19 protein-coding genes are annotated in these 16189 nt (G+C 71.7%); 12 read left to right on the top strand and 7 right to left on the bottom strand.

What is annotated here, in order from left to right:
- Window positions 1–353: 353 nt before the first annotated feature.
- Window positions 354–1370, top strand: coding sequence for a glutathione S-transferase family protein (locus SMA5143A_RS28900; RefSeq protein WP_107465750.1), 1017 nt, complete (start codon window positions 354–356; stop codon window positions 1368–1370).
- Window positions 1371–1422: 52 nt separating this feature from the next.
- The gene (locus SMA5143A_RS28895; protein ID WP_055542973.1) at window positions 1423–1719 is read left to right on the top strand and encodes a DUF4235 domain-containing protein; all 297 of its coding nucleotides are present in this window, start codon (window positions 1423–1425) and stop codon (window positions 1717–1719) included.
- Between the two features lie 12 nt (window positions 1720–1731).
- Here the strand turns inward: SMA5143A_RS28895 and SMA5143A_RS28890 are convergent, their stop codons facing one another.
- Window positions 1732–2124, bottom strand: a complete 393-nt coding sequence (locus SMA5143A_RS28890) for a VOC family protein (protein ID WP_055522909.1) — start codon at window positions 2122–2124, stop codon at window positions 1732–1734.
- Window positions 2125–2326: 202 nt separating this feature from the next.
- Between SMA5143A_RS28890 and SMA5143A_RS28885 the strand changes: the two genes are divergently transcribed.
- Window positions 2327–2689, top strand: coding sequence for a DUF1304 domain-containing protein (locus SMA5143A_RS28885; RefSeq protein ID WP_107465749.1), 363 nt, complete (start codon window positions 2327–2329; stop codon window positions 2687–2689).
- Window positions 2686–3240 carry a TetR/AcrR family transcriptional regulator gene (locus SMA5143A_RS28880; RefSeq protein ID WP_107465748.1) on the top strand — a complete coding sequence of 185 codons (555 nt, stop codon included), beginning with the start codon at window positions 2686–2688 and terminating at the stop codon, window positions 3238–3240. Before SMA5143A_RS28885 ends, SMA5143A_RS28880 begins: the two co-directional genes overlap by 4 nt.
- A 29-nt stretch (window positions 3241–3269) precedes the next feature.
- Here the strand turns inward: SMA5143A_RS28880 and SMA5143A_RS28875 are convergent, their stop codons facing one another.
- The 3 genes from SMA5143A_RS28875 to SMA5143A_RS28860 all read right to left on the bottom strand — a co-directional run bounded on the left by SMA5143A_RS28875 (window position 3270) and on the right by SMA5143A_RS28860 (window position 7097).
- Entirely contained in the window at window positions 3270–4142 is an 873-nt protein-coding gene (locus SMA5143A_RS28875) for a hypothetical protein (RefSeq protein ID WP_107465747.1), read from the bottom strand.
- A gap of 152 nt (window positions 4143–4294) precedes the next feature.
- Window positions 4295–5404: an NAD(P)-dependent alcohol dehydrogenase gene (locus tag SMA5143A_RS28870; RefSeq protein WP_107465746.1), complete on the bottom strand. Its 1110-nt coding sequence runs from the start codon at window positions 5402–5404 to the stop codon at window positions 4295–4297.
- Between the two features lie 235 nt (window positions 5405–5639).
- A complete protein-coding gene (locus SMA5143A_RS28860; RefSeq protein WP_107465745.1) occupies window positions 5640–7097 on the bottom strand; it encodes an aldehyde dehydrogenase family protein in 1458 nt (485 codons plus the stop codon).
- A 105-nt stretch (window positions 7098–7202) separates the two neighbouring features.
- On the opposite strand from SMA5143A_RS28860, the gene SMA5143A_RS28855 reads away from it, so the two are divergent.
- Both SMA5143A_RS28855 and SMA5143A_RS28850 read left to right on the top strand, forming a co-directional pair.
- Window positions 7203–7631 carry a MarR family winged helix-turn-helix transcriptional regulator gene (locus tag SMA5143A_RS28855; protein WP_107465744.1) on the top strand — a complete coding sequence of 143 codons (429 nt, stop codon included), beginning with the start codon at window positions 7203–7205 and terminating at the stop codon, window positions 7629–7631.
- A gap of 147 nt (window positions 7632–7778) precedes the next feature.
- Window positions 7779–8159 carry an anti-sigma factor antagonist gene (locus SMA5143A_RS28850; protein WP_107465743.1) on the top strand — a complete coding sequence of 127 codons (381 nt, stop codon included), beginning with the start codon at window positions 7779–7781 and terminating at the stop codon, window positions 8157–8159.
- A 67-nt stretch (window positions 8160–8226) separates the two neighbouring features.
- On the opposite strand, the gene SMA5143A_RS28845 is transcribed toward SMA5143A_RS28850, so the two are convergent.
- Window positions 8227–8871: a TetR/AcrR family transcriptional regulator gene (locus tag SMA5143A_RS28845; protein WP_107465742.1), complete on the bottom strand. Its 645-nt coding sequence runs from the start codon at window positions 8869–8871 to the stop codon at window positions 8227–8229.
- Between the two features lie 226 nt (window positions 8872–9097).
- On the opposite strand from SMA5143A_RS28845, the gene SMA5143A_RS28840 reads away from it, so the two are divergent.
- Together SMA5143A_RS28840 and SMA5143A_RS28835 are read left to right on the top strand one after the other, a co-directional pair.
- Entirely contained in the window at window positions 9098–9910 is an 813-nt protein-coding gene (locus SMA5143A_RS28840) for an SDR family NAD(P)-dependent oxidoreductase (RefSeq protein WP_107465741.1), read from the top strand.
- Window positions 9911–9995: 85 nt separating this feature from the next.
- A complete protein-coding gene (locus SMA5143A_RS28835) occupies window positions 9996–11429 on the top strand; it encodes an amidase (RefSeq protein ID WP_107465740.1) in 1434 nt (477 codons plus the stop codon).
- A 63-nt stretch (window positions 11430–11492) separates the two neighbouring features.
- On the opposite strand, the gene SMA5143A_RS28830 is transcribed toward SMA5143A_RS28835, so the two are convergent.
- A complete protein-coding gene (locus SMA5143A_RS28830) occupies window positions 11493–12446 on the bottom strand; it encodes a ribose-phosphate diphosphokinase (protein WP_107465739.1) in 954 nt (317 codons plus the stop codon).
- Window positions 12447–12643: 197 nt separating this feature from the next.
- Between SMA5143A_RS28830 and SMA5143A_RS28825 the strand changes: the two genes are divergently transcribed.
- On the top strand, window positions 12644–13300 hold the full coding sequence (locus SMA5143A_RS28825) for a DUF4230 domain-containing protein (protein ID WP_107465738.1): 657 nt from the start codon (window positions 12644–12646) through the stop codon (window positions 13298–13300).
- A gap of 92 nt (window positions 13301–13392) precedes the next feature.
- Entirely contained in the window at window positions 13393–14064 is a 672-nt protein-coding gene (locus tag SMA5143A_RS28820) for a VanZ family protein (protein WP_107465737.1), read from the top strand.
- Here SMA5143A_RS28820 and SMA5143A_RS28815 read toward each other — a convergent pair.
- Window positions 14045–14281, bottom strand: coding sequence for a hypothetical protein (locus SMA5143A_RS28815; RefSeq protein ID WP_055541310.1), 237 nt, complete (start codon window positions 14279–14281; stop codon window positions 14045–14047). The two genes, SMA5143A_RS28820 and SMA5143A_RS28815, sit on opposite strands and share 20 nt — an antisense overlap.
- A 105-nt stretch (window positions 14282–14386) precedes the next feature.
- Between SMA5143A_RS28815 and SMA5143A_RS28810 the strand changes: the two genes are divergently transcribed.
- Together SMA5143A_RS28810 and SMA5143A_RS28805 are read left to right on the top strand one after the other, a co-directional pair.
- Window positions 14387–15454, top strand: a complete 1068-nt coding sequence (locus tag SMA5143A_RS28810) for a PHP domain-containing protein (RefSeq protein ID WP_107465736.1) — start codon at window positions 14387–14389, stop codon at window positions 15452–15454.
- A gap of 25 nt (window positions 15455–15479) precedes the next feature.
- Entirely contained in the window at window positions 15480–16145 is a 666-nt protein-coding gene (locus SMA5143A_RS28805) for an HAD family hydrolase (RefSeq protein ID WP_107465735.1), read from the top strand.
- Window positions 16146–16189 lie beyond the last annotated feature (44 nt).

Below are 16189 nucleotides of genomic sequence, written 5' to 3'. Positions count from 1 at the left end.
GCATCGCGCACTCCGCGCTCCCGCCCGTCGAGCCGTGATGGGCCGCCCGTACCGTCCCGGCCCGTCGCACTCCCGGACATCCCCGCGCGCTCCGTCCCCTCCCCCGGCGTTCCGTCCCCGCCCATCTCGTGCCCGGGTATCCCGATGCCGGGCCGTTCCCGCCCCATGAAGTTCCTCCTGGCCCCCTCCGTCCGATGTTCTCGCGGCCTCGTCGTCCTCGTGACCGTCACTGTCCGGTCATCTGTGCCCGACTGCCCCGGCCGGTCCCGCTCACACCGTGGGGGTCGCGGAAATCGGGGAACCCGCACCAGGGCACACCTGTCGACGCGAGCGGATCGGGAAGGGCGAGCACGGTGAGTGGCGGCGAAGGCAACGAGGAGTACGGCCGGAAGCGGTTCGAGCGGTCGGCGAGCCATTTCACGGACCGCATCACCGCCGACGGCCCAGACGGCCGGCGCGTGGAGGCGGGCCGGTACCGGCTGGTCGTCAGCAGGGCCTGCCCGTGGGCGAGCCGGGCGGTGATCTCGCGGCGGCTGCTGGGGCTGGAGGACGCCCTGTCGATGGCGATCGCCGACCCCGTCCAGGACGACCGCAGCTGGCGGTTCACCCTGGATCCGGACGGACGCGACCCCGTGCTCGGCATCCGGTTCCTGAAGGAGGCGTACGACGCGCGGGAGAGCGACTACCCGGGCGGGGTGAGCGTCCCGGCGGTGGTGGACGTGCCGAGCGGGAAGCTCGTCACCAACGACTACCAGCGGCTCACCCTCGATCTCGCCACCGAGTGGACCGCCCTGCACCGCCCCGGCGCGCCCGAGCTGTACCCGCAGGCGCGGCGCGACGAGATCGACGCGGTGATGGCGGAGGTCTACGAGGACGTCAACAACGGCGTGTACCGGGCGGGCTTCGCCACGGAGCAGAAGGAGTACGAGGAGGCGTGCACCCGGGTGTTCCGGCGGCTGGAGGCGCTGTCGGAGCGGCTCGCGGGGCAGCGGTACCTGGTCGGGGAGACGATCACGGAGGCGGACATCCGGCTGTTCACGACGCTGGTGCGTTTCGACCCCGTCTATCACGGTCACTTCAAGTGCAATCGCTGGAAGCTGGCGGAGGACCCGGTGCTGTGGGCGTACGCGCGTGATCTTTTCCAGACCCCCGGGTTCGGTGACACCGTCGACTTCGACCACATCAAACGGCACTACTACCGGGTGCACACGGGCATCAACCCGACCGGCATCGTGCCGCTCGGGCCCGATCTGTCGGGCTGGCTCACGCCGCACGGCCGCGCGGATCTGGGCGGCCGCCCGTTCGGCGACGGCACGCCGCCCGGGCCGGTGCCCGCCGCCGAGGTCGTGCCCGCGCAAGGGCGGGCCTGACACCGGACGCACGGCGACGCTCGAAGACCGCAACGCGAAGGAGGAAGGCCAAGTGTCCAAGAAGAAGAAACTGCCCCTCGCCTACAAGCCCGTCGGTTTCGCCCTCGGCTGGGTGAGCGGCGCGCTGGCCTCGATGGCGTTCCAGAAGACGTGGAAGGTGATCCGGCACGAGGACGACGCCCCGGACGCGCTGGACCGGGATCGCGGGTGGGGCGAGATCCTGCTGGCGGCGGCCGTGCAGGGTGCGATCTTCGCGGTCGTGCGCAGTGCGGTGGACCGCACGGGCGCGAAGGCCATCGAGCGGTCCACCGGCGTGTGGCCGGCCCCGGAGAAGGGGGGCCGGGACTGAGCCCGACGGGGGTCAGCCCTGCTTGGGGGCCGTGGGGTGTTCGCGGCGCAGGGTGAAGGAGTGGCCGGCCGGGTCGGAGTAGCCACGCTCCTCGAACGGCCCGGCCGGCTCCTTCGTGTCGACGGGGCGGCCGCCCAGCGAGACGATGCGCCGCTCGGCCTCGTCGAGGTCGTCGACGTAGAAGTCCAGGTGGGCCTGGAGGGAGTTCTCGGGGCGCGGCCAGCTCGGCGGGGTCGCGTTCACGTCTCGGCGGAAGGCCATCCGGGTGCCGCAGGCCCCCTGGATCTCGACGCGGTTCGCCGTCGCGTCCGTCTCCTCCGCGTCGAGCAGCTCCTTGTAGAACGCCGCGAGCTTCTCGGGCTCGGCGCAGTCCAGCACCACGAGTCCTGCCCGTACCAGTGCCATGTCTCTCCTCCGCGCGGTCTTCGGGACGCGGGCGGACCCCCGGCGCCCCTACGCTCCCCGGGTACCCCGTCTCCCCGCGACCATCTCCCCGCGACCGCCGTCGTGCGGGACCCCTCTATTTTCTGGACAGTCGTCCAGCTATAGTGGACACCTGTCCAAGAAGTCGGCGGCGGCGCCGAGTGGGTTAGGGAGGCTGTTGAGCATGGAGATCCTGGCTAGTGCGCTGGTTGCGCTGGTGGCGGTGGAGCACCTGTACATCCTGGTGATGGAGATGTTCCTGTGGCAGAAGGCGCCCGGGATGAGATTCCACGGCTTCGACGCGGACATGGCGCGGCGGACGGCGGCGATGGCGGCCAACCAGGGCCTCTACAACGGCTTCCTCGCGGCGGGCCTGGTGTGGGGCCTGATCGCGGACGACCCGACCGGCTTCCGCGCCCAGATCTTCTTCCTGAGCTGCGTCGTCGTCGCCGGTGTGTACGGCGCCGCCACCGCCAACCGCCGGATCCTCGTCATGCAGGCGCTGCCCGCCGCGCTCGCCCTGGCCGCCGTCCTCGTCGCCGGATGACCGCGGAGGACCCCCGGGCCGCCCGCACCCGGGCCAAGCTGCGGGAAGCCCTCCTCGACGAGTGCGCCCGGCGCCCCCTGGAGGAGGTCAGCGTGGCCGCGCTGGTCCGCCGGGCGGGGGTCGGCCGGGCCACGTTCTATGTGCACTACGCCGACCTGGAGGCGCTGGCGGTGGACGCCTGCGCCGATGTCGTACGGGAGGCCGTGGAGGCGCTGCACGCCTGGCGCGGCCGTCCCGACCCGGTACGGGCCCCCGCGGCCCTGGTGGAGTTCTTCGCGTCGCTCACCCCGCACACCACCCTGTACCGCACCCTGCTGGCCCCCGGCGGCAGCGGTCCGCTCGGGCGGGTGCTGTACCAGGACCTGCGGGCGTACAGCCTCCGCGAGCGCGAACTGGCGGGGGCCGCGGACGCCCCGCTGGTGGCGTCGGCCGTGGCCGGCACCTTCGCGGGCGTCCTCGCCGACTGGCTACACGGCCGGATCGAGGCCACCTCGGAGGAGATCGCCCACCAGTCGTGGCAACTGCTCGTCGCCCTGCACCGCAGCCGGTGAGCCCCCGCGCCCACGCGATCAGCCCCCGGTCAGGCGCAGCCGTGGCCCTCGGCCACCCGGGGCCACAGCTCGACGCCGTCCGGGGTGCGGACGTACGCCTTCGACGGGTCGTCCTCGACCAGCCACAGCTCCCAGTCCTCGTCCTCGTAGCGGTACCCGGTGTCGCGGGCCGCCTCGGGCAGGCGGACGTCACCGTCGTAGGCGGAGGTGAGCATCCCGTCGGGGAGGACGCCCTCGGGGTCACGGCCGTAGAGTCCGCTGCCGTCGGCCCCGTCCCGGCCCGTGGACAGGAAGTGGGCCTTCTGCCAGTCGCAGTGTTCGGCGCCCTCGGAGCCGTGCACGGTGGTGATCGGCACCCGTCGGCCCTTGGTGTCGGTCCAGATCTCGTACCACTGGGAGTCCGTCCAGCTCGCGGGCAGTTCGGCCGGGTCGCAGGACGCGCTGGTCTCGGGGCCCCAGCCGGGGCTGTCCTCGCGGTCCCTGGCGACGATCACGGCGACCTTGGTGCGGCCGTCGACGTCGTACGAGAAGAGGGCCCGGTTCTTCTCCTCGCGCTCCAGGCGGTAGCCCTCCCGGGGTACGTCGGGCTGCTCGATGTCGAAGTACGCCTCCAGCCCCTCCTCGGGCGTCTTCCCTCCGTCGTCCTTGCCCCAGCCGCCCGGGCCGCCGCCGCCCGAGTAGAGCTCGCCGTCGCACTCCAGCGCCCGGCCGGCCGCGCCCGACTCCGTCCGCATCGCGTCGGCGCCGTCCTCGTCGACCTCCTTGTGCGGCACGTACAGCGGTCCGTCGTACGGAGTGGCGGGCGGTGTCCCGGTGATCACCGCGCTGTTGTCCCCGTCGGCGCCGCAACCCACCGCCAGCGCGGCCAGGGCGACCGCCGTCACCATGAGCCCTCTGCGCATTCCCCACCCCTTGCTCGCTTTCGAACATGCTCTCCCTCCTCCGACGCCTGAGGGCTCCCGGACGTTCGACGGCCCGGCGGGTGACCTGGTACGGGGTCAGCCACCGGGCCGGAGCCACGCGGGGAGTGCGCGGCTCGGAGGGAGGGCTCGGGTCAGAACGTCAGGACGGGCTTGATGCTGGTGCCGTCGCTCATGTCGGCCACCGCCCGGTCGATGTCCTCGAACTTGTAGCGGCTGATCAGGCGCTCCAGCGGGAGCCTGCCGTCCTTGACCAGCTGGACGAGGACGGGGATGGCGGTCTGGATCTCGTTGTCGCCGAGGGTGAGACCGACGACGCGCTTGCCGCCGAGCATGCCGTTGACGTCGAGGGAGACCTCGGTGCCGAACGGCGGGGCGCCGACGATGACGAGGGTCCCGCGCGCGGCCAGGGCGTCCACGCCCTTGCGCAGGACGAAGACGCTGCCGGTGGTCTCCACGGCGCCGTCGACGCCCTGGCCGCCGGTGATCTCCATGACGGCCTCGGCGAGGTCGGCGACCTCGCTCGCGTTCACCGTGTGCGTGGCGCCCAGTTCCTTGGCCAGCTCCAGGCGCCCGGCGACCTTGTCGACGGCGATGACCGTGGTCGCCGGGGTGAGGGCGGCGGCCATGACGGCGGACAGGCCGACGGCTCCGGCGCCGAGGACGAGGAGTGTGCTGCCGGCCCGGGGTTCCAGTACGTTCCAGACGGCGCCCACACCGGTCTGGACACCGCAGCCCAGCGGGGCGATGGAGTCCATCGGCACGTCGGGGTCGACCTTGACCAGGCCGCGCTCGGCGACCAGGGCGCGCTCGGCGAAGGACGACTGGCCGAAGAAGTGGCCGCCGAGGTCCTGCCCGTCGCGGCTGATGGTGCTGGTGCCGTCGGCGCGGCGGCCGCCGATCAGGTTCAGCGGCAGCCAGGTGGCGCAGTACGCCGGGTGTCCGTCACGGCAGTTGCGGCAGGCGCCGCAGGAGGTGAAGGACAGCACGACGTGGTCGCCCGGCTCGACGGAGGTGACACCCGGGCCGACGGCCTCGACGACACCGGCGCCCTCGTGGCCGAGGACGCCCGGCAGGGGGAAGGGCAGCGCACCGCTGGCGACACCGAGGTCGGTGTGGCAGAGCCCGGCGGCGACCATGCGGACCAGCGCCTCACCCGGCCCCGGCTGGTCGAGGACGACCTCGGAGAGGGTGAAGGGCGCGCCGCCGGACTCGACCACGGCGGCACGTGTGGTGGTGGACATGCTCGTGTACTCCTTCTTCGGTGGCGGGCCGCCTAGGGGGTGTTGTGAAAGTCCAGTGCGGTGCCCGCGGTGTCCGGTGCGTGGCCTCGGCGTGCCGGACGAAGGCCCTCGTAGCGGCGCTACGTGGGTCTTTGGCCGGTGCGGCGAGGGTGCGTGCCGGGCGCCGTGGGTGCTGTGCAGGACTTTCACAACACCCCCTAAGCAGCGCGGCCCGCCGGTGGTCCCGGGAGGGCGCTCAGTCGAGCGAGACGACGACGGACTTGACCTTGGTGTAGGACTCCAGGGCCTCGGGCCCGTACTCCCGCCCGAAGCCGGAGGACTTCACACCGCCGAAGGGCACGGCCGGGTCGAGCATGGCCCAGTCGTTGATCCAGACGATGCCCGCCTCCAGCTGGTCGGCGACACGGTGGGCGCGGGCCAGGTCCGTGGTCTGCAGGCCCGAGGCGAGGCCGTACGGGGTCGAGTTGGCGAGGGCGACGGCCTCGTCCTCGGTGTCGAAGGGCTGCACCGTGAGGACCGGGCCGAAGACCTCCTCCTGGACGACGCGGGAGTCGTTCGCGAGGTCGGCGATGACGGTGGGCTTGTAGTAGAAGCCGCCGTTCAGGTCGAGGCGCTCGCCGCCGCAGACGATGCGGGCACCCTCCTTGCGGGCCAGCTCGACGTACTCCTCGACCTTCCTCAGGTGCCGCTCCCCCGCCATCGGGCCGACCACGGTCTCGGGTTGCCGGGGGTCGCCGACGGGCACACCGGGCACGGCGTCGGCGAGGATGCCGACGACGGTCTCGTACAGCGGGCGGGCGACGAGCAGACGGGGGCCGCCCATGCAGAACTGGCCGGTGTTGAAGACGAAGCCCTTGATGATCGCACCGACGGCCTTCTCGATGTCGGCGTCCTCGAAGACGATGTGGGCCGCGTTGCCGCCGAGTTCCATCGTGACCGGCTTCAGGCCCTCACCGGCGACGCTCGCCGCGTGCCGGCCGACGGCGGTGGAACCGGTGAACGCGATCTTGTCGACACCGGGGTGGCGGAGCAGGGCCTCGCCGGCGACCGGGCCCGTGCCGGTGACGACGTTGTAGACGCCGTCGGGGACGCCGGCCCTCTTGAGGAGCTCCGCCATGTAGAGGGCGCTGAGCGGGGTCTCCTCGGCGGGCTTGTGGACGACCGTGTTGCCGGCCGCGAGCGCCGGGGCGATCTTGCTGCCGGCGAGGATGAGCGGGAAGTTGAAGGGGGTGATCGCGCCGACGACGCCGATCGGACCGCGCTTGGTGTAGGCGAGGCGGTTCATGGGGACGTCGCGGTGGCCGCCGTCCAGGGTCCAGGCGAGGGAGGCGTAGTACTCGTAGTCGTTGGCGGCGTTCGTCACGTCGACGGCGTGGCAGAGCGTGATGGGCTTGCCGACGTCCTGGCTCTCCAGGGCGGCGATGTCGTCGGCGTTCTCACGGATCAGCTGGGCGACCCGGTGGAGCACCCGGCCGCGCTCCCGGCCGCTCAGCCGGGACCAGGCTCCGCTGTCGAAGGCCGCACGCGCGGCCCGTACGGCGTCGTCGACGTCGGCGGCGCCCGCTTCCGCGACGGTCGTGACCACCTGCCCCGTGGACGGGTCGACCACGTCCGTTCGTGCCCCGTCGGCCGCGTCGCGCCACTGTCCACCGATGAACAGCCGCCCCGGTCCGTTCTCGAAGGTGGTCGTCATTGCCCACTCCCCAGCCTTGATCGCCAAGTTTCAACAAACAGGAATCCTGTTGGTCCGCAGTCTCAACACGCACAGGTTTCCTGTCAATGCCTTACGCTGACCCCCATGGTCGGCACCAAGGCACCCCCGTCCCTGCTCTACATGGTCAAACAGGTCGAGCTGATTGTCCGCTCGCACCTGGACGAGCTGGTGAGGCCGGCCGGGATCACGGCCCTGCAGTACACCTCGCTGACCGTGCTGGAGCGGCACGACGGACTGTCGGCGGCACAGCTCGCCCGGGACTCGTTCGTCACCGCCCAGTCCATCGCGGATCTGGTCCGCAGTCTCGAGAACCGTGGCCTGGTGCGCCGGGAACGCAACCCGCACAACCGGCGCGAGCTGCGGATCCTGCTCACCGACGAGGGACGCGAGCTGCTCGCCCGCTTCGCCGAACCCGTGCGTGACCTGGAGGAACGCATGGTCCGCGAGCTCACCGCGCACCAGGCCGAACAGTTCAGGCAGGCCCTGTCCAAGGCATGGCAGGCGCTGTCGTAGACCGGGGTGCGCAAAATTCCGGACGACCGGCCGAAGAAATCAAAGACATATGTCAATCGAACATGCTGAAATTCACCCTGACGGGGGTAACTTGCAGAGCAGGGACGGGTTTTGCCCTCACACAGTCCGGTTGGAGGCGATGCCGTCGTGTCGAGCGACCCCACACCTCCGGGGACCGGCCATCTGCGCGTGCGCGAGGACCGCGGCCGCACCGTGCTCGAACTCCACGGCGAGATCGACATCGCGGCGGCCGTGGAGATCATCCCGCACCTGGACGCGCTGACCGGCCGTCCCGGCGCCCGGATCGTGATCGACCTCAGGCACGTCGAGTTCTTCGACTGCTCCGGGCTGCGCCTGCTCCACCGGGCCCGGCACCGGGTCCTCGACCGGGGCGGTGAACTGCGCCTGGTCTGCACCCACCCGCTCACCCTGCGCGTCCTCAAGGTCACGGGCCTGTCCCGGCTGCTGCCCCCGGCCCCCTCACTGGAAGCGGCCCTGGAACAGCAGGCCACCTCCGGCACGTTATGACGCGCTTCAGAGGCCCTTCCCCGCGAACGGCCCCTGAAGCGCGACCCCGCTCGTTGCGACGCCGGACCTACAACCGCCCGGCGTCACCCCGGAGGCCGAGCCTCGTGATCGTGCGGCGGAGCGTGGTGCGGATCGCCTGCGTCGTCGACGGGTCGAGCGGTGTGGAGAGATGGTCGATCTCCAGCCCCGCGACGACCGAGAGAAGGATCTCCGCGTCCGTCTCGGGATCGTCCGAGCCGAGCCGGCTCGCGACATGGCCCACCTGGATCTGCAACGCCTGGCGCCAGGCGCGCGAGACGCGCGCGAGATCCGGCCTGCGGGTCGCCTCGATCAGGAACTCGTACTCCGCGACCAGGCTCGTCCGCGCCTCGGTCAGTCCGTGCCGGATGAACGCCGTGAGGTGCTCGGCGACATCGTCGGCGTGATCGCCGCTCCCGACACCCGCGAACGCCGCGAGGACCCGGTCCGCCTCCCGTCGGGTGTGCAACTCGAACGCCTCGAGGATCAGGTCGTCCTTGGTCTTGAAGTAGTAGCCGAGAGCTCCCAGCGGCAACCCCGCCTCCGTCGCGATGGCACGCATGGAGAGCCCGGCGAGCCCCTTGTCCCCGATGACCCGCAGGGCCGCTTCCAGGATGGCCGCCTTGCGGACCCCACCGCGCTCGGTCAGGACAGGGGTGTCTCGCTGCGGGGCGGATCCGCCGGACCGGCTCATGTCTGTCCTCGTCCCTCTCGCCTGTCGGGTGACCCGCCCGTGTGGTGGGCCGACGCATCATACCTTTCCATCTTAACTTGAACGAACGTACAACTCATTCGCGAGGCCCTGCTCGCCGTAATGCTGGCCGTCGCACCGTTGTCACGTCGCCCCGCTGCCTCTACTGTGACGAACGTCCAACTCAGTCACGCCGTCGGGCGTCCAGTGATTCGAGGGTGAGCACCGCATGAACCCGACCAGCGCCGACGGCCGGCCCGTCGCGATCGTCACCGGGGCCGGCAGCGCGTCCGGCATCGGCTACGCCTGCGCCAAGAGGCTCTCCGAGGACCACACGTTGTTGATCACCTCGACCACCGGGCGGATCCACGAGCGGGCGGCCGAGCTGGCGGGGCGCTGCACCGTGCGGGGGATCGCGGGCGATCTCACGGATCCGCGGTTCGCCGAGTCGGTGGTGGCCGAGGCCATGGACGCGTTCGGCCGGGTCGACGTTCTCGTCAACAACGCCGGTATGGCTTCCGTGGTGCAGCCCGAGGATCCGTCGAGCCTCGCGACGGCCTCCGACGACCAGTGGCGTTCCGCGCTCTCACGCAACCTCGACACCGCGTTCCACATGACCCGCGCCGCACTCCGGCCGATGCTCGACCGCGGGTACGGCCGGGTGGTGAACATGTCGTCGCTCTCCGGTCCGGTGATGGCCTACCGGGGCGATGTCGCCTATCACGCGGCCAAGGCGGGCCTGATCGGTCTCACCCGGTCCGCGGCCATGGACACCGCGTCGCGGGGCGTCACGGTCAACGCCGTGGCCCCCGGCTGGATCTCGACCGGGGGGCCCGACGAACACGTCGACGCCCTCGGGGCGGCGACGCCGTTGGGTCGCGCGGGGCGTCCCGACGAGGTGGCCGGCCTGGTGGCGTTCCTGGCCTCGCCGGAGTCGTCCTACATCACGGGACAGCTGTTCGTGGTGGACGGCGGCAACTCCATCCAGGAGGAACGCGGGCCGGGCCCGGCAGGCGGCCCTCTGACCCTGTTCGCGCCGTAGCCCGTGAGACGCGCGTTCTCCCTTGTCCACCCGTCTGTCCACCCCGTCTGTCACCCGCCATGCCCCTAGTCAGGAGAAACGAAGGATGGATCTGAACTATCTGTCGGCCGACGAGATGCTGGGAGCGTTTCGGCGGCGCGAGCTGTCCCCGGTGGAGGTCCTGGACTCGCTGATCGAACGGGTCGCCAAGACCAGCGAGGTCAACGCCGTCGCCGAGGAGATGTTCGACGAGGCCCACGATGTCGCGCGGGCCGCCGAGGCCAGGTACGCGGGGAAGGGCCCGGCGCCCCGGGCGCTGGAAGGCGTACCGGTCGCGGTGAAGGAGGAGATGCCGATCGCCGGCCGGTCCCATCGCCTGGGCTCCCTGCTGACCGAGGGCACCGTCGCGACGCGGACGCAGCCCATGGTCCAGCGACTGATCGACGCCGGCGCGGTCCTGCACCTGCGGACCACGACGCCGGAGTTCTCGATCGCCGTGACCACCCACTCCGAACTGTGGGGCGTCACCCGTAATCCATGGAACCTCGACTACAGCCCCGGCGGTTCGTCGGGCGGCTCGGGCGCGGCACTGGCCGCCGGGCTCGCCCCGCTGGCCACCGGCTCCGACATCGCGGGCTCCATCCGGGTGCCGTCGGCCCTGTGCGGCGTCGTCGGGTTCCGGCCCCCCTACGGACGGGTGCCGTCGCTGCCGCCGACCAGTCTCGACACCTACTGCCAGGACGGGCCCATGGCCCGCACGGTCACCGACTGCGCCCTCTTCCAGAACGTGATCGCCGGACCGGACCCCGTGGACCACGCCTCGGTTCCGGCTGTTCCGCCGCTCCCGACGACCTTCGGATCGTGTGCGGGACTGAAGGTCGCGCTCGCCGTCACCATCGGTGACTTCCCCGTCGTCCCCGAGGTGGCGGCCGACATCGAGCGCTTCGCGAGCGCCCTGCGGGACGCCGGGGCCGAGGTGACCCCGGTCGAGATCCCGATCAGCCGCCAGTCGATCATGGCCACCGCATTCGCCCACTACGGGCTCCTCCTCGGGCCGTCCGTACGGGGGGCCGCACCGGCCGACGACCCGCGCTGGTCCCGGGACGTCCTCGATGTCGTCGAGGCGTGCGAGGCGGCCCTGGAGAACCTCGGCGCCCTGCGGATCGCGGAAGAGGAAGGCCGCATGCACGCCGTGCTCGCCGAGATCCACCGCGACCACGACGCCGTCATCTGCCCGACCATGGCCACCACGGGCTACCCGGCGGACGCCACGGCGGCCGAGTCCGTCGAACTCGCCGAGGGCGTACGGTTCGCCAACCTCGTCAGCCAGTGCCTGACCCAACTGTTCAACATCGCGGGCCGGCATCCGGTCCTCAACGTGCCCTCGGGGCGCGCGGGCAACGGGGTGCCGACCGGCGTGCAGATCGTCGCCCGGCCGTTCGACGATCTGACCGCGTTCCGCCTCGGGGCGGCCGCCGAGGCACGTCTGGGCCTCTGGAGCGACCCGGACTGGCGACCCAGGCCGGCCCACCACGGCTGAGTCCACGCCCGGCCCGACGCTGTCGGAGGACGACGGCCGGTCGGCGCCCGGAGCCGCATGTGCTCAGTGACCCGGCAGCGCGTCGAACAGCGCGCTGACGGACTCGCCGTTGTGGATGCGGCGCACGGCCTCGGCGAAGGCGGGGGCGATGGAGAGGACCCGCAGTTTCTCGGTGCGCTCCTCGACCGGCACGGGCACCGTGTTGGTGCACACGATCTCCAGGACGTCCGGCTGCTCGCCCAGCCGTTTGAGGGCCCCGGCCGCGAACAGCCCGTGGGTGCAGGCCACCCGGATGGACCGCGGCCCCAGCTCCCGCAGCCGCTGGAGGAGCTCCAGCACGGTGCTGCCCTTGGCGATCTCGTCGTCGAGCACGATGACGTCCCGCCCGGCGACCTCGCCGATCACCGAGCTGATGCTCACCCGGTCGTCCGCGAAGCGCTGCTTGGCGCCCGCGGCGACCTGCGCGCCGATCATCCGCGCGAACGCCGCCGCCTCCTTGGCGTTGCCCAGGTCCGGGGAGACGACCGCCGTACGGCTCAGGTCGTACTGGCGGAAGTGCGCGGCCAGCTCGCGCAGCGCGTGCAGATGATCGACCGGCACCGAGAAGAAGCCGTGCACCTGTGGCGAGTGCAGGGTCATCGTGAGCACCCGCCCGGCCCCCGCCGAGACCAGCAGATCCGCGACGAGACGACCGCCGATGGAGATGCGCGGGGCGTCCTTCTTGTCGGAGCGGGCGTACGAGTAGTGCGGCATGACGACGGTGATCCGGCCCGCCGAGGCACCGCGCGCCGCGTCGCACATCAGCAGCAGTTCGACGAGGTGCTCCTGCACCGGCGCGACCAGCGGCTGCACCAGGAACACGTCCCGCTCCCGGCAGTTGCCCTGGAGCTGCACCTCCAGACAGTCGTTCGCGAACCGGCTCACCCGGGACGGGCTCAGCAGCACCCCGAGGTGCGCGCAGATCTCTTCCGCCAGTTCGGGGTGGGCGCTGCCGGTGAAGACGGCGATGTCACGCACGGTCGGCTCCTCGCATGAACATGATCAATACGGGTGGCGCGGCTCATGCTACTGGCCGTCCCTTCTACGCCGTTTCGGGCGTCCGCTCCCGGGCGAAGGGCGCCGCCGGTCCACGGCGAAGTACGGACAATCCCCAACTCCGCGTTCCCCCAAGGTCTCTGCGGGCATTCGTTGAATCAGGAAGGAGGGCCGTCGACATGACGACGTCCATCAAGCGCACGCGTCTGCCCGGCTGGGCCAAGGTGCTCATGGCCGTGGTGGTCCTCATCGTGGTCCTGCTGGCCGCGCTGAGGTTGCTGGTCTTCAAGGGGTTCGACGACATGTTCGGCACGGAGGAGCACGACCGCTCGGGGCCCACCCTGCTCCGGTCCATCCAGGACATGAGCCGCTACGAGGCCGCCTCGGGCAACTTCCAGGTGGTCGTCGACCTGGAGAAGGACGCCAAGTACCTGCCGGACGCGATCCGCGGCACCCGCACGCTGTACGTCGGCGCGGGCACCGTCGACGCCTATGTCGACCTCGGCAAGGTCGGCGACGACGACGTGAAGGTCGACAAGGAGCGCACGTCGGCCACCATCAACCTCCCGCACGCCCGGCTCGGCACCCCCGCCCTCGACACCGAGCACTCCTACGCCGTCTCCAAGCAGCGCGGCCTCCTCGACCGTCTCGGCGACCTGTTCTCCGACAACCCCAACAGCGAGCAGGCCGTCCAGCGGCTCGCCGTCAAGCACATCGGCGACGCCGCCGAGGACAGCCGGCTGACGGATCGCGCCGAGGCCAACACCACCGACATGCTCGAAGGGCTGCTGAAGTCCCTGGGCTTCAAGGAGGTGAAGGTGACCTACGGCGGCTGACCCGCCCACCGGGACCTCCCGGAGCGCGCATCGCGGGTCGCTTCGGGGGTAACCGCCTTGACACACAAGGAAGTTGAAACTGGGAGGGTTGGATGGCCCGTACGACCTCACGTTCCCGGTCCACCGTCTCGGGCCGCCGTTCGCCGACCGCGCGAGGCGATCGACGGCCCCTTCCGCTGCCCGTGCGGGTGCTGGTGATGGCGCTGGCCTTCGCGGCCATGGTGGCGTTCGGCGCGGTGCTGGCGGGACTCACGCTCCAGCCGTCGCCGGCGTCGGAGGCCCTCACGCACAGCAACCTGCGCCCCGGCAGCTCCCTGGAGCTCTACTGGCACCACCCGTCCCCGCGTGACGCCGTCAAGCAGCTCGGCGGGAACATCCTGCTGGGGGTGCCCTTCGGCATCCTGCTGCCGGTGCTGGCGCCGGGGACCCGCGGACTGCTGCGGGTGCCCGCGCTGACGGCCCTGATGATGCTGCTGGTCGAACTGGTGCAGGGCGCATTGGTGACCGGTCGCGCGTTCGACATCGACGACGTCATCCTCAACACCACGGGCGCCCTGCTGGGCTATCTGCTGCTCGGCCGGCGGCTCGGCCGGGCCGTGCACGCCCCCGCCGCGCGGAAGCGGCCGAAGACGCCGCGCGGCGGCACCGCCGGGCGGCAGCGGGGTGCCGGCAGCCCGACGTCCCGCAAGGTCGCCTGGCGCCTGCCCCGCCGGGCCAAGCCAGGGGCCGGCGCCGCCGAACGGGCTAGCGCGGCGTCCAAGTGAACTTGTCGCCGCCCACCCAGCGCACCTGCTCCGGGTCGTCGAGGTCATGGACGGTGATCCCGTACGCCGCGGCGGCCTGGAGCACGTCCGTCATCGCCTTGGCCTCGCCGACCACCTGACCGTCGATCTCCACGATGCGGAACGGCGGCGTACCCGGCTGCACCCCGAGCACCATGACCCGCGGGTGGGAGATGTAGGGACTCGCGATTTCCGTCATGTCTAGAGCGTAGGCCCGTTCCGCCGTCCGTGACCGGGCGGCGGACGGCCGCCGTGCGGGTACCCGGCGCCTGGGCGAGTCTGTAAGCGGAACGCTGGAGGTGCCATGGATCCCGTCGAGGCCCTGGAGCGGATCGCCTTCCTGCTGGAGCGGGACCGGGCCCCCACGTATCGGGTACGGGCGTTCCGTACGGCCGCCGAGGTGCTCGGCGCGTTCCCGCCGGACGAGGTGGCCGAGCGGGCGGCCTCGGGGTCGCTGGAGTCGCTGAAGGGGATCGGGCCGAAGACCGCGCAGGTGGTGCGGGAGGCGCTGGCCGGGCAGGTGCCGGAGTATCTGGGGAAGCTGGAGCAGGAGGCGGAGGCCCCCCTCACGGACGGCGGCCACCGGCTGAGGGAGCTGATCCGGGGCGACTGCCATGTGCACTCGGACTGGTCGGACGGGGGCAGCCCGATCGAGGACATGGGCCGGACCGCCGCACGTCTCGGCCACGAGTGGGCGGTCCTCACCGACCACTCGCCCCGGCTGACCGTCGCCCGTGGCCTGTCCCCCGAGCGGCTGCGCGAGCAGCTGGACGTGGTGGCGGCGCTGAACGAGACCTGGGCGCCGTTCCGGCTGCTCACGGGCATCGAGTGCGACATCCTCGACGACGGCTCGCTGGACCAGGAACCCGAGCTGCTGGACCGCCTCGACGTCGTGGTGGTGTCGGTGCACTCCAAGCTGCGGATGGACGCCAGGTCGATGACCCGGCGGATGGTCGCCGCGGTCCGTGAGCCGCGCTCCGACGTGCTGGGTCACTGCACGGGACGGTTGCTCACCGGGCGGGGCCGACCGGAGTCGGAGTTCGACGCGGACGCGGTGTTCGCGGCCTGCGCGGAGACCGGCACGGCCCTGGAGATCAACTCCAGGCCGGAGCGGCTGGACCCGCCCCGGCGGCTGCTGCGGCGGGCGGTGGAGGCCGGAGTGCTGTTCTCCGTGGACACGGACGCGCACGCGCCGGGGCAGCTCACCTGGCAGATCCACGGGTGTGCGCGAGCCGAGGAGTGCGGGGTACCCGAGGACCGGGTGGTGACGACGTGGGGCGTGGAGGACCTGCTGCGGTGGGCCCACGACAGGGAGGTGCCCGTGCCGGGCGCCCCGCGGCGATCACCGCCCGTTTCGGAACGCGAGAAGTGACACCCGATGCGAGGAAAGGTGCGTCATGGCCAAGGCCGCTGTGTTCGATGTCGACGGGACTCTCGTCGACACCAACCATCTGCATGTGGTCGCCTGGTGGGAGGCGTTCCGTCAGGCCGGGCACCAGGTGGCGATGCACGACATCCACCGGGCGGTGGGGCTGCCGTCGCGGGACCTGATCACCCATGTGCTGGCCGAGGAGCCGAAGCCGGAGGAGAGCGACGCGCTGAGCGCGGCGCACAAGGCGTTGTACGGGACGTACTTCGAGCGGTTGCCCCCGTTCCCGGAGGCCGGGCGGCTGCTGCGGCGGCTCGACGGGCAGGGCTGGCGGGTGGTGCTGGCGACGTCCGCCAGCGGGCCGGAGCTGGTCGCGCTGCGGCGCGCGATCGGCGCGGACGACGCCATCATGGCGACGGCGAGCGCGGAGGACGTGGCCGAGGGCAAACCTGCCCCCGACCCGGTGGAGCACGCGCTGGAGCTGGCGAAGGCCCCGGCCGGGCGGTCGGTGTTCGTCGGGGACACGGTGTGGGACATGCGGGCCGGCGTCCGGGCGGGCGTCCGCTGTGTGGCCGTGCTCAGCGGGGGCATCCCGCGTCCCGAGCTGGAGGCGGCCGGCGCGGAGATGGTGTTCCGGAATCCGGCGCATCTGCTGGCCGCGCTGGACGACAGCCCGCTGGGCCGCGAGGAATGACCTGACGAGGGCCGCCGCGGCCCGCCCTGACGACGTGACGCGGA

Origin of the sequence: Streptomyces sp. MA5143a, from assembly GCF_900290235.1 — a bacterium.
Lineage (GTDB): Bacteria > Actinomycetota > Actinomycetes > Streptomycetales > Streptomycetaceae > Streptomyces.
Note: the sequence above shows the minus strand (reverse complement) of the source record. Positions and strands in the feature narration are given on the sequence as shown.

Excerpts from the sequence above, each read along its gene's own strand:
- SMA5143A_RS28890 (WP_055522909.1), bottom strand. The coding sequence starts at position 2,124 with ATGGCACTGGTACGGGCAGGACTCGTGGTGCTGGACTGCGCCGAGCCC.
- SMA5143A_RS28870 (WP_107465746.1), bottom strand. The coding sequence starts at position 5,404 with ATGTCCACCACCACACGTGCCGCCGTGGTCGAGTCCGGCGGCGCGCCC.
- SMA5143A_RS28835 (WP_107465740.1), top strand. The coding sequence starts at position 9,996 with ATGGATCTGAACTATCTGTCGGCCGACGAGATGCTGGGAGCGTTTCGG.
- SMA5143A_RS28815 (WP_055541310.1), bottom strand. The coding sequence starts at position 14,281 with ATGACGGAAATCGCGAGTCCCTACATCTCCCACCCGCGGGTCATGGTG.
- SMA5143A_RS28840 (WP_107465741.1), top strand. The coding sequence starts at position 9,098 with ATGAACCCGACCAGCGCCGACGGCCGGCCCGTCGCGATCGTCACCGGG.
- SMA5143A_RS28810 (WP_107465736.1), top strand. The coding sequence starts at position 14,387 with ATGGATCCCGTCGAGGCCCTGGAGCGGATCGCCTTCCTGCTGGAGCGG.
- SMA5143A_RS28805 (WP_107465735.1), top strand. The coding sequence starts at position 15,480 with ATGGCCAAGGCCGCTGTGTTCGATGTCGACGGGACTCTCGTCGACACC.
- SMA5143A_RS28825 (WP_107465738.1), top strand. The coding sequence starts at position 12,644 with ATGACGACGTCCATCAAGCGCACGCGTCTGCCCGGCTGGGCCAAGGTG.
- SMA5143A_RS28885 (WP_107465749.1), top strand. The coding sequence starts at position 2,327 with ATGGAGATCCTGGCTAGTGCGCTGGTTGCGCTGGTGGCGGTGGAGCAC.
- SMA5143A_RS28860 (WP_107465745.1), bottom strand. The coding sequence starts at position 7,097 with ATGACGACCACCTTCGAGAACGGACCGGGGCGGCTGTTCATCGGTGGA.
- SMA5143A_RS28855 (WP_107465744.1), top strand. The coding sequence starts at position 7,203 with ATGGTCGGCACCAAGGCACCCCCGTCCCTGCTCTACATGGTCAAACAG.
- SMA5143A_RS28875 (WP_107465747.1), bottom strand. The coding sequence starts at position 4,142 with ATGCGCAGAGGGCTCATGGTGACGGCGGTCGCCCTGGCCGCGCTGGCG.
- SMA5143A_RS28845 (WP_107465742.1), bottom strand. The coding sequence starts at position 8,871 with ATGAGCCGGTCCGGCGGATCCGCCCCGCAGCGAGACACCCCTGTCCTG.
- SMA5143A_RS28820 (WP_107465737.1), top strand. The coding sequence starts at position 13,393 with ATGGCCCGTACGACCTCACGTTCCCGGTCCACCGTCTCGGGCCGCCGT.
- SMA5143A_RS28880 (WP_107465748.1), top strand. The coding sequence starts at position 2,686 with ATGACCGCGGAGGACCCCCGGGCCGCCCGCACCCGGGCCAAGCTGCGG.